Here is a 14,438-nt window from a genome sequence, read left to right as displayed (position 1 = left end):
CAGCACCCTGCCGCGATTCATCAGCCCACGCGGATCGAACAGCTGCTTCAGGCCCCGCATCAGATGCAGCTCCTGGCTGTCGTTGTGGCAGCCGGGCCTGACCTGAAGTGTTGGGGGCTTGGGTGTGCGCCGGGGGCAAAATCGACCAGATCTCATGGTCGTTATTCATGGCAGACTGGCGACTACAGGGGTCAACCTTCGCGGGGCTGGCTCACGCCGAGGATGTTGCCTTCGCTGTCCTTGAACCAGGCGCCGCGCATCGTCGGAAACTCTGCGACGCCGTTGACTGTCTTGAGGCCAGGGAGATCGTATTCTTCGAACGTCACGCCGCGCCTCCGGAGGTCCGCCATCTCGGCGTCGAGGTCGGCGACCAGCCAGGCCGCCAACGTGTGGGGCGCCTGCCCGGCGTTCGATGTGGGATAGATGAAGAACCGCGTTCCGCCGGAGTCGAAATGGACTGCGTCCTCGGCTTCCTGCGACATGGTCAGGCCCAGGGTATCGCGATAGAACCGCTTGGCCCGCTCCATGTCGTTTGCGGGAATGGCCGCCTGCACCGGTGCGTCTGTCAACATGATGGCTCACCTCCTACGACAGGGTAATCATCACCAGGCCGACAGACTTCCACTTTGTTCCACTTTGCCATCATCGTGGCCGCTCTGGGCTCGCCGCATGCCAGGTACGCCCGCCAGGCACCCGGTGATCTACCTCCTGACCCGGCCGTCCGACGAGAGGGCGTGCGACGGTCGCGGGTCCACCCGGGCATACCACTCCCGGATGGGGTGAGGTAGAAGGATCCTCCTTCCTGCGCCGGGTGCAGCCGGAGCAGGGCGTCCAGGGCGGCTAGCGGGTCGGGCAGCTCGTCACGGCGCAGCCGTTTCGTCCGGGTTGAAGACGGCCCGTTGGACCGGGGCCAGCACGACCCGGTGCTCCACCGACACCACCCCCGTTGCGCAGCCCCGACCCGGGATGCTCGGCCCGGGGCGGTGGCCTCCGCCCGGTCGTCACAGGTCGGCGCCGGCTCGGTGAGACCGGCAGGTGGGAGCAGGCACGACCAGCGACGCCAGGAACCGCCGAGCGCCCCCTCCTTTGGGCCAGGCCGGTCCGCGATGCGGGGCGCCCGCTGTCCACCGCCGGCTCAGGTGCGGGCGCCGATCGGGGACACCTGGCAGAACCAGCCGCTGTGGGCTTCACCGGAGAGCCGAGCAGCACCTGCCGCACGGCGTGTCAGCGGACGTCGCCACTGACGTTCTGCCGACCCGGAAGCCGGTAGCGGAGCCAGGCGTTCTCATCGAACACCGGGACCGGACCGGCTTTGGGGATGTCCTCCATGTTGTCCATCCGGCGCGTCACCTCGAGTCGCAGGAGCTCCTGGTAGTCGCGCCCGAAGCCGGTGAGCTCTTCAATCCTCCGCTGTAGGGCGTCGCGCTCGTTCTCCAACGAGAGGATGGCGTCGTGGTAGCGCTGGAGGGCCGTCTCCTCTGCCTGTCCGGCGGTCGCCTGGGCCTCCTCCACCAGCGTCTGCGCCTCACCCAGGGCGCTCCCGACCAGCCGGTCCGCCTCGCGTCGAGCGTCCTCGATGTGGCCATCCGCGGTCTGCTGCGCCATTTCCAGCACGCGGGCCACCTGGCCGTCCTGCGCGCCCCCTTCGGCGCGCGCCCCGGCCTGCGCGCGGGCGCGCTCCAGGTCAGCCTGGAGCAGGTCCCGGACCCGTTCGGTGTCCGCCTTCTCACTGATCACCCGCTGGAGCCTCGACCGCAGTTCTGACAGCTCGGCGTAGCCGGCTGCGCTGAGCCCGTCGGCCTCGTGGTTCGACGGGCCCTGCACGACCCTTCGGCGCAGCGATTCGTTTTCCTCGATCAGCCGGATGATTTCACGTTCGATTCCGTCGAGGAAAGCGTCGACTTCCTCCTCGTCATAGCCCCTCTTGCCGATCGGAGGCTTCTTGAAAGCGACGTTGTGGATGTCGGCCGGAGTTAGTGGCATCTTGGCTCCCTGGAGTTTGCCCGCGGTCACGGCGTCGCGCCGGACAGACTACCCCGGCCGGCGCAGAGGGATGGCAGCGCATAGACAACGTCGTCGTTACGAGCGGCCCTCGCGCAGAGCTACATCGGAGCGGACCACCCGCGCCCCTGTCCCCCGCCGTCAGCCGGCGGACCGACCGAAACAACCACCCGCGGTCGTGACGGTGCCTCAGATCTCGGGCCTGAGCTGGGCCGGCAGCTCAGCGGCACCGCGGTCGTTGTCCCTGCTGCCGTCACCACCCATGTCGTTCATCAAGCTCGACAGATGCTCCTGGAGGCGCTTGCGGTAGTCCTGGGCAAAATGATTGAGAGTGATGATGTGCCGCTGCGCCTCCGCCACCTTGACGTCGAGGCCCTCAATGGCCTCCTTGTGGCGGCCAACGGCCTGCATCTCCGTCTCCCGTGCCTCGGCCTGCGATTCCCGAACTATTCTCTCGATTGTCGCTCGGGTCCCCGACAGCAGTTCATCGGCTTCCGCACGCGCCTTGCTCAAATAATCGTCGGCGGTACGCTGCGCCATCATGAGCACCGGCAGGCTTCTGCCCTCGTCATCAGGTGCGACCTCCCTGGCCTGAGCGCGCGCCAACTCCAACTGTCGCTGCGCGTCCTGCGCGGCCTCCTCGGCGATCGCCCGCTCTCGTTGCAGCCGGCCCAACTGCGCATGCAGTTCCTGCAACTCCAGGCCCAGCCGGCCGTGGCCGCCGTCGCCGGTCTCCACCTGCGCCCGCAGAGCACTGTTGTCGTCCGCAAGCCGTTGGATCTCACGTTCGACCTCGTCGAGGAAGGCATCCACCTCTTCCTCGTCGTATCCCCGTTTGCCGAGCGAGGGCTTCTTGAAGGCCACGTTGTGAATGTCGGCCGGCGTCAGAGGCATCGGAACTCCTTGGATCGGTCGCTGAGCGACATCGCCGTCGAGTCAGGGACCGGCTATCGTGCGGCGGATGTGGCAGCTTCTCGATCGCCGGCACCGTCACACGGTCGGCGGCCTTCGTCAGGCGGCACCGTACCGCAAACTCGATCTGCCTTTGAAGATCAGCAGGCCGTTAGGGGTGACGTCCCCGCGCACGGCCGGCGGCGGATCCGGATCTCTGATCGAGGTGTAGTGAGCCGGTACTGGCGTGCGAGCGGTAGGTCACGTGCGGGGATTGCTGGTGATGCCGTCCAGGATGGTGATCAGGTTGTGGTGGAAGGTTTCCTCGGCGTTGAGGTGGGCGCCGTCGATGACGAGCCGGGCGATGGTGGGGTAGCGGCCCGTTTCGAGCATGCGTGTCAGGTAGGGCCCGAGGGCGGCCTGCCAAGCGGACACGTCGGTGCCGGTTGACCGGGCGGTGCGTCGCTCGGTGATCTCCCTGCGGAGTGCTCCGACGATGAACGCGTTGAGGGCGCCCACGGCCCGCTGGAGATCGTCGATACCGCGCACGCCAGGGGCCTGGCTGAGCGCCGCCGCGGTGGCTTCGCCCACGGCGAGCGCGTGAGGACCCAGATGCGGCCTTGCGCCGAGCAGGTCGACGAACCACTCATGATCAAGAGCGGCGTCGCGGGTCCGGTGAACGATGGCCAGTACCGTGGCGCGCCACTCGGAGTGCTGGCCGGCCTCGGCGATCTGGGCATACACGGCGTCGACCATCAGGTCGAGAAGTTCGGATCTGTTGAACACGTAGTCATAGAGCCGCATGGGACCGACACCGAGCTCTTTGGCGATCTTGCGTACCGACAGCTCCTCGAGGCCGTGTGCGTCGGCGAGCCGGATAGCCGCGGCGGCGATCTTCGCGCGGCTCAGCGGCACCGGCGCCGCCCGCGGCTGAGGCTCGGGCCGTTCCCAGACGGGCAGCGGTGCGCTACCGTACGGCGTATCCATACGATACAGCGTACGGTAACGGAGATGGTGATGCGAATCGCGATCGCCGGTGGTGGCCTCGGCGGCCTGACGCTGGCCCGGATCCTGCACCGGCACGGCATCGACGCGGTGGTGTACGAACGCGAGGCAAGCCGGTCCGCGCGATCACAGGGCGGATCGCTCGACCTGCACCCGGAGTCCGGGCAACGGGCCCTGGCCGATGCGGGCCTCGCCGGCCGTTTCCGGTCCGAGGCACGGCCGGAAGGCGAGGAACATCGCATCCTCAACCCGGCCGGACGCACCCTCGTGCACCACAAGCCACAACCCGGCTCATACTCCGGGCGCCCCGAGATCGACCGCAGCGCACTGCGTGATCTTCTGCTCGATTCGCTCCCCGGCGACGCGGTGGCCTGGCAGCACCGGCTCGTCGCGGCGACGCCACGACCCGACGGAGGCTTCGGACTGACGTTCGATGGCGGCCGCAGCACCGACTGCGACGTCCTCATCGGCGCGGACGGCGCACGCTCGGTCGTCCGGTCGCTGCTGACCGACGCGACACTGTCCTCCGTGGCCACCTTGGCCGAGCTCACCATCAGCGACGTCGACCGGCGCCACCCGGATCTCGCCGATCTGGTCGGCCCCGGAAACCTCTGGTGCATCGGCGTGAACCAGATCCTGGCAGCACAACGCCTCGGCAACGGCAGCATCCGAGTCGGCATCTCCCTACCCGCGGACGATCGCCACCTCGACACCTACCGCAGCAAGCGTGCTCTGCTGGACATGTTCGACGGCTGGGACCCCAGCCTCACCGCACTCATCGAGGCCGGCGACAGCCCGCCGACCCCACGCAGGATCGAGGCGATGCCCACCGGTACACGCTGGGCCCACCAACCGGGCATCACCCTCATCGGTGACGCCGCGCACCTCATGCCGCCGGTCGGCGAGGGCGCCAACCAAGCCATGCTCGACGCCGCCGAACTCGCCGCCGAACTCGCCGCCGACCCCGCCGACCCCGACGCGGCGATCCAGACGTACGAGGAGGCGATGTTCACCAGGATCCAGCCGATTGCCGAAATGTCCGCACGAGTCCAAGCAATGATGCTCTCCCCCACCGCAGCCGACGACATCATCCGCTTCTTCACGCCGCGGCCCGCCGAGCCGGCACCCGCAGATTGACAACGCGCAACGCAGCCGGCCTCGCCCTGACAGACCCTCCTGCCCCCGAAGATCGGACGTCCGCTCACCGGCGCGCCCGGATGGGTGCATCCGGGCGTTCACCTTCGTCGCCGGTATCGGGCCGGCCCTGACCCTCGTTCGCGCCCGGTCGCGAGCGACCGCGCGTGGACCGCCGCGTGATGCAGTCCGGGGCAAGGCCACCTTGCCTCTCGCCCTGGCTCAGGCCCACGGCGGCGGCTCAGAGCAGGACGGTCGAGAAGGACGCGGGCGACGAGGGCAGGGAAGGTACCGGAGTGGCCCCCCAGAAGGATCGGATCCAGGTACCGGACCGGGACGCGATCATGAACGGTGACTTTGCTGGCGCGGTCGCAGGAAACGCAGGCGACCAGGCGCCAGGTGTCGAGGAATTTGCCGTTGGCATTGACGCGGAACTTCCCGTCGCCGGCGCTGACGAGGCCGGAATGGCAGTAAACGCAGCGGAATGCGAGCAGGGGAAGGCGCGTGAGCCGAACGGCCCAGGACAGAACGATATGAGGACGCGTAGACATGATCTCTCTTAAGACCTGACGGAGGGCATGGGAAAGAGCCGACGGCGACGTCGGCGACCGATGCGCGGGGATGGTGTCAGGTCTAAAGAGCAGGCGGCGTCACGCGGGGTGAAGTCCTCTCGTGAGTAGGTCGGAGAAGAAGATCCAGTTGCAAGGTAGGGCGGGACGGGCTGGCGAGGCCACCAATTTTTGTCCTGGTGCCGAGCACTGAGGGGCGGGGTCGGCGTCGACCACGCGCCGATCGCCCGCGCGGCCCTTTCCGCCGTAGTCCGTCCACCCCGGTGGGACTTGTTCCTCCCGCTGGCCTTCGCCCTGTCCTTCGGCAGCCTCGCGGGGGACGACCGCCTACCTGCCGCGGCGGATCGGTGAACAGAGGATAGAAAAGCCGCCTCGAAAGCCCGAGCCCGGACATCCGTAGTCGTCACGGCGGCGCTCGCATCGCGGCTGATCCGGACGACGGTTCAGCTGACGATTCGCCCGATCCGCCCCGTACGACGCGCGAACGGTGCCACGATGCCGGCAGGGCGTGCCGGCGGTGGCCGCCCCCCAGTCGAGAGGGGTCGACGTGAGCACCGTCCCGCCGGGCACGCCCTGCTGGACCGACCTGGCCACCCGGAACTCGCCGAGGTGTTCCACATCCCCGGCGCGATGGCCTGGAACGAGCTGGTCACCCCCCGACCCGGAGGGCGCGAAGGTCTTCTACGAGCTGGTCCTCGGCTGGCACCCGGACGACCAGCCGATGAGAACGATCACCAACACCGGCTGGCGGCACGGCGCGCAGATCGTGGCGGGGCTGATGCCGCTCGGCGACGACTTTCCGGAGAATTCGTCCGCCTACTGGTCGGTGCACTTCTCCGTGGTCGACGCGGACGCGGCGGCCACCCGCGCCGGCGAGCTGGGTGGCACCATCCTGGTCCCGTCTCGGGCCAGCCCGGCCGGCCGCCGCGCCGGCCTTCGCGACCCGCAGGGCGCCCTCTTCAACGTCATCGCCCTCGCCCGCGCCGGTGCCGGCTGACGGCCGTCGGCTGTCGGCTGTCGGGCCCGCCCGCCGCCATCCCGCCGAGAGTTGCCCGAGCAGAGGAAGCGAAGCCGAAGCCATGACAGATATCCCACCGGGAGCACCCGCCTGGGTTGACCTGGTCACCACCGACCTCCCCGGCGCGGCGCGCTTCTACGCGCCCTTGTTCGGCTGGGCCGTCGCCGAGGCGGACCGGCAACCCGCGGCTGACGGTCACCTCGTCTTCCACCAGCAGGGCAAACCGGTGGCCGGTGCCGGGCTGGGGGCCGGCCCGCAACGGCCGCCTGCCTGGATGCCCTACCTGGCGACCAACGACGCCGAGGGGGCCTGCCAGCGGGTGACCGCCGCCGGCGGCCGGATCCTGACCGAGCCCTTCGACGTCCCCGGCTCCCGGCGGACGGCGCTCTTCGCCGACCCGGCCGGGGCGCCGTTCGGGGTGTGGCAGTCGCTCGGCATGCCGGGGGCCGAGGTGTTCGACGTGCCCGGCTCGCTGACCTGGGCCGAGCTGACCACGCGGGAGTGGGACCGGGCCAAGGAGTTCTACGGGTCGGTGTTCGGCTGGGCGGCGGACGACCAACCGATGGGCTCGATCACCTACACCACCTGGCAGCTGGACGGTCGTCCCGTCGCCGGGATGATGCCCATGATCGGCGAAGACTGGGGTGACCTCCCGTCCCACTGGATGGTCTACTTCGCGGTCACCGACACCGACAGGTTCGTCGCCGAGGCGCTCGGGATGGGCGCGACGGTCGCCGTCCAACCGACGGACCTGACGCGGGGCCGGTTCGCGGTGCTCACCGATCCACAGGGCGTGTTCTTCTCGATCCTCGGGACTACTCCGCGCGCTGGTTCTGGCGTTGCGTGACCTGGACGATCAGGCGCGGGTGTCGGCGGCGAGGAGGCCTGGCTACACCGGCCGGGTTGACGCCGCCACCCCGCTCGTCACTCTCGTCGCCGATCGGGCACCGCGGATACGGCCCATGGCGCGCCCACGGATGCCGCGCTTTGTCAGCGGCAACAGATCCGGATGTGACACCCGCCGCCGATCCCCTCACCTGTCGCCCTGCCATCGGCCGCCCACTCCGTCAGGACAGACAAATTTGGACGGCAGCCCATCTGGCCGCGGACCTTGCCCGATCAGGCCCCGAGGAAGTCGTCGGTCACACGCTCGAACTCGTCGGAGTGCGTCCAGATCAGCGCGTGGTCAGCATCGTCGATGATGACCAGCCGGGAACCAGCGATGCCGTCGTGGAGCATCCTCGCGTGGTGGATCGGTACCGCTTGATCGTCCGAAGCGGCGATGATGAGCGTCGGACGTGCGATCTCCGCCAGCCGGCGCCTGCTGTCGAAAGCCATCGTCTGCTTCCAGGCCGACACCATCAACTTGCGGTCCTGGTCCGCCATGATGGCGGCGAGCCAGTCGGCACGTTCCTTGCCGAGCTCGGGTGCCACCTGTGAGACGACCACCTTGGCCGACAGCCGCATGCCGAGGACCTGGAGCATCAGCGGCACGAGGTGACCCTCAACCTTTTCGCGACGGGTCGCCATGTTGAACGCGAAGGTGCAAGCGAGCACAAGACGGTCGCATCGACCGGGGAAGTCGAGGACCAGTTGTTGCGCGATCGCACCGCCTTGCGAGTAGCCGAGCACGGTGGCGGAGTCGATGCCCAGATGGTCGAGCATCTGCGACAGGTCAGATGCGAGCTGCGTCGCCGCGTACGGCGGCGGAAGTCCCCGGCTCCGCCCGTGGCCGCGCAGGTCGGGAACGATCACGCGATGCCGGATGGCGAAGTGCTCTATCACCGGCTCGAACATCTCGCCGGTGACCATCAACCCATGCACGAGCAGGAGGGGCGGCCCCGATCCACGCTCGGTGAAGTAAAGGGGCTCGGAAGGTGAACGTGCAGAGCTCATGGCAGTCGTACAGCCTCCCGCACATCTTCGCGATCGCCCATCACTACCCCGGGGCCGACGTGGCCCCTCGGTGACAGGGAATCCGGTCGGTCGGATTGACCTGATCAGAGTCAACCTATTGGATCCCGGCGCGGGGCGAACGTCTGCTCATCGGCAGATCCGGTCGGACGACCACACCGCGCGGCTCGCGGCAAATCCGGACGCCGGTGAGCCGTCGGCGGACTGGAGCCCTTGGGCGAAGAGACGGCGGACACGGCGAGTGGATGCCGGCGCCCTCGGTCAGGACGTGGGCGTACGCGGGCGGGGTGGTGGTGAAGAACGCCTGTACCACGCGTCGCCGTCCCACCGAACCGGATACGCCATCCATTGACCATGGTCACACCGACACGCCGCACCAGGCTGCCTCCGAACTCGGTTTCGGCCGGGTGATCTGCGAACCAGACCCGGAGCCGCCCGAACGCGGTCGTGTCGTCATCGAGGTCGTCCAGGCGCCTGACGGGCTGTACGCCTGTCTCGGTGTGACGAACGCGTTCGCGTTGCTGCGGCTGCATCCGATCAGCGACCCGGGACAAGGGCGTAGAGGTCCTGGCGCTGCGCCACCAGATCACGGCTTCCAGCTCAAGAGCAGCGATGTACACCAGCCCGGCCACGTCTGGAGACGGCCCGAGCACAAGGCCGCCTTGATTCGTTCCTGTCACATCCCGCCGAGCTATTCGGTCTAATTGGTGTAACTCAGCACATCGAATACCTCGCCGGAAAGGCCGCCCCGCATGAAGACCATCGTTCTCGTCCACGGCTTCTGGGTGACCCCGCGCAGCTGGGAACACTGGATCGACCGCTACCAGCGGGCCGGCTACCACGTCATCGCGCCCGCCTACCCAGGATTCGAGGTGGAGGTCGAGGCACTCAACGCCGACCCGACGCCGATCGAGGAGGTGACGGCCCCGGCGATCATCTCGCACCTGGAGTCGGTGGTCGGCGCCCTCGACGAGCCGCCGATCATCATCGGCCACTCCGCGGGCGGTGCGTTCACGCAGGTTCTGCTGGACCACGGATTCGGCGCCGCGGGCGTGGCGCTCAACTCCGCGGCGACCGAGGGCGTGCTCGTCACGCCGCTGTCCCAGATCAAGTCGACGTTCCCGGTGCTGAAGGACCCGGCGAACCGGCACAAGGCCGTCGGCCTGACGCCCGAGCAGTGGAAGTACACGTTCGCCAACACCTTCACCGAGGAAGAGTCCCTCGATCTCTACCAGCGGTACCACATCCCGGCATCCGGGCGGATCCTCTGGAACAGCGTGCTGGCGAACTTCCAGCCCGGCCCGCAGGACATCCACGTCGACTATCACAACGACAACCGGGCGCCGCTACTGTTCGTCTCCGGCAGCGAGGACCACCTCATGCCGCCGAGTGTGCAGCGGTCCAACGCCGAGCACTACAAGTCGTCGAAGACCATCACCGAGATCAAGGAATACGAAGGCATGGCGCACCTGCTGCCCGCGCAGAGGGGGTGGGAGGAGGTCGCCGACCACGTCCTGGCCTGGGCCGTGGAGCACGCCGGCTGGCCGGCCGCGACCGGCGCCTGGCCCGCCAGGAAGTCGTAGTACCGGGCGTACGACGTGAAGCGGGGCCGGCCCGATGTGACCGGCCCCGCTCCGGGGTGTCCCCCGTTGAACCCCTCGATCAGCGCTTGTGATCGACCACCGTCAGAATGAATTCGTCGTACGACGCCGCGTGGGTCTTGTCGCCGCCGTAGACCGCCCGCACCTTGTGGGTGCCGGGGTTGGGCAGCATCTTGACGGTGCAGGAGGCGATGCCCTTCTTGACCGGGGCCTCGCAGAGCACGTCCTCACCGATCATGAACTGCACCGGGCCGGTCGCCGTGGTCGGCGTGACGGCCGCGGTCAGTTTCAAGGTCTGCTTCCAGTTGACCTGCACGTCGTTGGCCCGGACCGAGGTCGGGGTGAGTTCCACGGTCGCGGCCGGGGTGACGGTGACGACCCGGTTGGCGACCGCCTGGTTGCCGTTGGTGTCGGAGACCAGGTAGGTCAGCGGGTAGCTACCCGGGGTGGCGGTGTCGACGGTGCCGATCACCTGGATCCGGTCGGTGACGTCGCCGTCGGTGTTGTCCACCGCGGTGACCCCGGCCAGCGGATCGAAGGCCTGGCCCTGCTTGACCGAGGTCGAGGCCGCGACGGTCAGCACCGGCGCGGTGACGTCCGTGCCGGCGGCGGTGGCGATGAAGATGCCGCCGAACTGGTCGACCGAGCCCACCTGGTCACCGTCGCCGGTGCGGCTGGTGGTGGTCCAGGCGTAGAGCTCGCGCTCGGTCAGGCCACTCCAGTTCACCGTGGCCGGCCAGCCGGACTTGACCGTGTCCTGACCGATCACCGTGTCGGTCGGCGTGACCAGAACCAGACTGTCGGTGCTGAAGCTGGTCTTCCGCGACGACAGGTCGATCGGCAGCACCATGTTGTCCTCCGCGCCGTTGTAGCGCTTGCGGTCGTCGTACTCGGTGGCACCGAAGTTGTCGAGCATCGGCGAGTAGGTGTCGATGCTCATCTGGGCCCGGTCGACGTCGATCTGCAGCAGCCGCAGGAAGCTGGCGCCGAACTGCAGCAGGTCGTCCTTCTTGTGGTCGACGGTGCCGTCGCCGTCGAGGTCGAGGTTGCCCTTGGCGTCGACCTTTTCCGGCCACAGCTCGCCGGCGGTCATCTTGTAAAACTGGTAGTCCGCGAGCAGCTCGACCACGTTGTGCTCGACCGTGACGCCGACCCCGGTCTTGAGGTTGGTGCCGACGCCGTGCTCGTGACCGGCGAGGACCAGGAACACGTTCGGGTTGGCCGCGACGATGCTCGAGAACGCCCGCGATCCGTCGGTGGAGAAGTTGGCGCCTCGGCCGTCCGGCTTACCCGACGGGGCGATGTAGGCGTGCGTCAGCAGGATGCCGTTACGGTCGTGGTACCGCCGGAAAATCGAGCTGGCCCAGTCGGCCTCGGCCTGGGTGACGCCGTAGGAGAGGCCCACCGCGACGAAGTCCAGACCGCCCGCGGAGAAGAGGACGTAGTTGTTCTGGTTGTCCTTACCGCGGGTGACCACGGCGCCGGAGGCGTCGGTGGTCTCGTCCCAGGCGTGGTACGACGCCTTGTACTCGGCCGGCCACAGCTTGGACCCCTCGTAGTAGCGCTCCGGGCCGTAGTACCGGTTGAACCGCGAGTTCGGGCCGGTCTCGGCACCGCCCTGGTTGTCGTGGTTGCCCGCGACGACCTGGTTGACCAGTCCAGCCGTGTCCAGGGTGCGCTGCGCCTCGGCAGTGAACTGGAACTCCTTGGTCACCTGCTCGTCCAGACCGGGGCGGAGCAGGTTGCCGTTGGCATCGGTGGCCAGCGGGTCGTAGTAGTCGTTCTCCGTGATGTCACCGGTGTGCGCGGTGTAGGCGATCTTCCGCTTGGCGGCGTTGTCGGCCAGCCACTGGGTGGTGTCCCGGTAGGACTTCGCCCAGAGCGCCTGCTCCTCCATCGTCATCTTGTCGCTGGGCTCGTCGATGCCGTCGAAGTCGTCGTACGTGCCACCGACCGCGCCCTCGGCGAGGTACTGGGTGTCGGTGAAGTGGGCCAGCGAGAAGTCGTAGGTCGACGGGTCCCCGAAGTGGTCCCGGTTGGCCGGGGCGCCGGCGGTGGCGTCGCGCGGCGCCAGGTCGTCGGCGAACGGGTCCTGGCCGGTGACCAGGACGTGGACCACGCCGTTGTCGACCAGTTCCGGCCGGACGACGGCCTTCAGCGCGGTCTCACCCTCGGCCTGGCCACGGGCGGTGGCGAGCTCGGTCCATGCCTGGGTGGTGCGGTTCCAGGCGTGCAGCGAGACCGCGCGCGCGGGGTCGACCACACCGTTCCACAGGATCTGGCGACGCTCGGCCGACGCCGGTACCTGGACGTCGTACCGCTGGAAGGGGATGTCGCCCGTGGAGGGGCTGTCGATGGCATTGCCGTCGGGGCGTGGTGCGGTGCCGATCTGGCTGCCCTCGCTGTAGGAGAAGTCCAACGTCGAAGGCATCACCGGGACGACACCCTGGATGCCGCCGGTCGGGACGCTCGGGGTGGCCTGCTTGAAGGTGGTGGTGACCTCGCCGCCGTCGGGGTTGTGGGCGATCGCGGAGAGGGTCACCCGGCCGCTGCCCTGACCGACGTCGGTGCCGCCGCTGGCCGGAATGGCGTCGGAGGTGAAGCTCACGGTCTTGCTGATCGGCTTGCCGAAGACGTCCGTCGCCGAGATCTGCAGGGTGTGGCTACCGGACTTCAGGCCGGCGCCGATTTCCTGGCCGACCTGCACCGGCGCGCCGTCGAGCAGGTACCGCCAACCGGTGGCGTTGCCCTGGTTGGTGACGGTGATCTTGAGTTCGGTCGGGCTGCGGAGGTGGGCACCCTCGGCCGGGACGGTCGAGGTGACGGCAACGCCCGCGTCACGGACGTCGCCGAAAGCGGCGATGTTGAGCGCCTTGACCTCGTCGAGGCTCAGCACCTTGGAGTAGATCCGGGTGTTGAGCACCGAGGCCGGAGCCCAGAACTGGTTGACCGCGTCGGCGCCGATGTAGAAGGCGTTGCGGGCGGCGCCACCGGGCAGCCCGAGCGCGCCGGCGGCCGGTGCCTCGGCCGCGAGGACGCCGTCGACGTACAGCCGGATCGTCTGCCCGTCCCAGGTGCCGACCGCGTGGTACCAACGGCCGGAAACGATCTGGGTCTGCGCCGACTTGTAGCCGCCACCGACGTGCGCGGTGAAGGTCAGCTTGTCACCGTAGATCACGATCGAGTAGCCGCCGCCCTCCTTCTCCGAGCAGACGGAGTGCTCACCGCTGTTGGGCAGGGTGCCGTTGGACTTCAGGGTGCACTCGATGGAGACCTTGGTGCTGATCTTGCTCCACTGGTCGCCGAAGGCGTAGGAGTAGGCGTCGTCGGAGCCGTCGAAGGAGGCGACCCGCGCCTTCACCGCGGTGTCCTGCGCGATCGCCGGGTCGCCGTGGATGGTGACGGCGAGGTTCTGCGCGTCGTCCTTCGGGGTGCCGTCGTCGAAGTCGACGTCGAGGACGTCGGCCGCCGGGACGGGCGGCTTGGTGTTGTAGGCCGACGCCAGCTCGGCAACCTGAGCGCTGGTCAGTCCCGTGCTCCAGACCTTGCTCGCGGCGAACGAGGCGGGCGGGGCAAACTGGCCGACGCCGGTCGGGGCGGCGTCGGCGCCGATCACGAAGCGGCGCGCGGCGGACGCCGGCGGGGTGAGCGTACCGGTGGCCGCGGTCGAGCCGGCCAACTGCCCGTTGAGGTAGAGGCTCAGGGTCCGGCCGTCCCAGACCGAGACGGCGTGGAACCAGCGGTTACCGCTGATCGGAGCCAGCAGCGACTTGTAGCCGCCGCCGATGTGGGCCATCGTGCCGAGGTTGCCGCCGTTGACGTAGATCGAGAAGCCGCCGGCCTCCTTGTCGGAGCAGAGGTCCTTCTCGGGGCTCACCGGCATGGTGGCGTCGACCCGGAAGACGCACTCGATGGCGAAGCCGGTGGAGAACTTGCTCCACTGGTTGGTGAAGTCGAAGGAGACCGCGTCGTCGACGCCGTCCACCTTGAGCAGGTCGTGGCCGAACTCCGCGTCGGTGGCGTAGCTCGGAGCGCCCCAGGTGGTGGGGGCGAGGCCCTGGGCCCGGTCGGTGGTGGTGCCGCCGGTGAAGGCGACGTCGAGCACGTCGGCCGCCGGGACTGTGGCAGCCTGGCTGGTGCCGAGCAGGGTCGGAGCGGCCTGGGCGGGCGACATCAGCGCGCCGCCGGCCACCGCGAGCCCGAGGGCGGCCGCGCTCAGGCGGCGCCACCTCCGGGCGTACGGATGGAGTCGTGTGGTCACGACATCTCCTTTTCGGGGGTCATCTGTTGCTGTTGTGGGCAGGC

11 protein-coding genes and 2 pseudogenes are annotated in these 14,438 nt (G+C 68.6%); 5 read left to right on the top strand and 8 right to left on the bottom strand.

Translation table 11 applies throughout. The features are described from left to right. Nucleotides 1-15 precede the first annotated feature (15 nt). The 5 genes and pseudogenes from ABT006_RS24015 to ABT006_RS23995 all read right to left on the bottom strand — a co-directional run. A pseudogene (locus ABT006_RS24015) lies at nucleotides 16-156 on the bottom strand (hypothetical protein); the annotation flags it as partial. Nucleotides 157-191: 35 nt separating this feature from the next. Then, nucleotides 192-572 (bottom strand): VOC family protein, encoded by a 381-nt coding sequence (locus ABT006_RS24010; RefSeq protein WP_350709769.1) that lies wholly within the window; start codon nucleotides 570-572, stop codon nucleotides 192-194. A gap of 652 nt (nucleotides 573-1,224) precedes the next feature. Next, complete coding sequence (locus ABT006_RS24005) at nucleotides 1,225-1,983, bottom strand: DivIVA domain-containing protein (RefSeq protein WP_350709767.1); 759 nt, start codon at nucleotides 1,981-1,983, stop codon at nucleotides 1,225-1,227. Nucleotides 1,984-2,190: 207 nt separating this feature from the next. Then, nucleotides 2,191-2,895, bottom strand: a complete 705-nt coding sequence (locus ABT006_RS24000) for a DivIVA domain-containing protein (protein ID WP_350709765.1) — start codon at nucleotides 2,893-2,895, stop codon at nucleotides 2,191-2,193. A 258-nt stretch (nucleotides 2,896-3,153) separates the two neighbouring features. Then, the gene (locus ABT006_RS23995; protein ID WP_350709763.1) at nucleotides 3,154-3,975 is read right to left on the bottom strand and encodes a TetR/AcrR family transcriptional regulator; all 822 of its coding nucleotides are present in this window, start codon (nucleotides 3,973-3,975) and stop codon (nucleotides 3,154-3,156) included. Between ABT006_RS23995 and ABT006_RS23990 the strand changes: the two genes are divergently transcribed. After that, nucleotides 3,904-5,034, top strand: coding sequence for an FAD-dependent oxidoreductase (locus tag ABT006_RS23990; RefSeq protein ID WP_350709761.1), 1,131 nt, complete (start codon nucleotides 3,904-3,906; stop codon nucleotides 5,032-5,034). The genes ABT006_RS23995 and ABT006_RS23990 overlap by 72 nt on opposite strands. Before the next feature lie 98 nt (nucleotides 5,035-5,132). Here the strand turns inward: ABT006_RS23990 and ABT006_RS23985 are convergent, their stop codons facing one another. After that, nucleotides 5,133-5,582 (bottom strand): DUF1062 domain-containing protein, encoded by a 450-nt coding sequence (locus tag ABT006_RS23985; protein WP_350709759.1) that lies wholly within the window; start codon nucleotides 5,580-5,582, stop codon nucleotides 5,133-5,135. A gap of 498 nt (nucleotides 5,583-6,080) precedes the next feature. On the opposite strand from ABT006_RS23985, the pseudogene ABT006_RS23980 reads away from it, so the two are divergent. Together ABT006_RS23980 and ABT006_RS23975 are read left to right on the top strand one after the other, a co-directional pair. Beyond that, a pseudogene (locus tag ABT006_RS23980) lies at nucleotides 6,081-6,597 on the top strand (VOC family protein); the annotation flags it as partial. 82 nt (nucleotides 6,598-6,679) lie between these two features. Next, nucleotides 6,680-7,465 carry a VOC family protein gene (locus tag ABT006_RS23975; RefSeq protein WP_350709757.1) on the top strand — a complete coding sequence of 262 codons (786 nt, stop codon included), beginning with the start codon at nucleotides 6,680-6,682 and terminating at the stop codon, nucleotides 7,463-7,465. Nucleotides 7,466-7,737: 272 nt separating this feature from the next. Here ABT006_RS23975 and ABT006_RS23970 read toward each other — a convergent pair whose 3' ends face one another. After that, nucleotides 7,738-8,514 (bottom strand): alpha/beta fold hydrolase, encoded by a 777-nt coding sequence (locus tag ABT006_RS23970; protein ID WP_350709755.1) that lies wholly within the window; start codon nucleotides 8,512-8,514, stop codon nucleotides 7,738-7,740. A 305-nt stretch (nucleotides 8,515-8,819) separates the two neighbouring features. Between ABT006_RS23970 and ABT006_RS23965 the strand changes: the two genes are divergently transcribed. Together ABT006_RS23965 and ABT006_RS23960 are read left to right on the top strand one after the other, a co-directional pair. After that, nucleotides 8,820-9,236, top strand: coding sequence for a hypothetical protein (locus ABT006_RS23965; RefSeq protein ID WP_350709753.1), 417 nt, complete (start codon nucleotides 8,820-8,822; stop codon nucleotides 9,234-9,236). 48 nt (nucleotides 9,237-9,284) lie between these two features. Beyond that, nucleotides 9,285-10,115 carry an alpha/beta hydrolase gene (locus tag ABT006_RS23960; RefSeq protein ID WP_350709751.1) on the top strand — a complete coding sequence of 277 codons (831 nt, stop codon included), beginning with the start codon at nucleotides 9,285-9,287 and terminating at the stop codon, nucleotides 10,113-10,115. A gap of 79 nt (nucleotides 10,116-10,194) precedes the next feature. Here the strand turns inward: ABT006_RS23960 and ABT006_RS23955 are convergent, their stop codons facing one another. Then, nucleotides 10,195-14,394, bottom strand: a complete 4,200-nt coding sequence (locus ABT006_RS23955; protein WP_350709749.1) for a LamG-like jellyroll fold domain-containing protein — start codon at nucleotides 14,392-14,394, stop codon at nucleotides 10,195-10,197. Between the last annotated feature and the right edge of the window lie 44 nt (nucleotides 14,395-14,438).

It is taken from the genome of Micromonospora sp. NPDC002717, from assembly GCF_040295705.1.
In the GTDB taxonomy this organism is placed as follows: domain Bacteria; phylum Actinomycetota; class Actinomycetes; order Mycobacteriales; family Micromonosporaceae; genus Micromonospora.
Note: the sequence above shows the minus strand (reverse complement) of the source record. Positions and strands in the feature narration are given on the sequence as shown.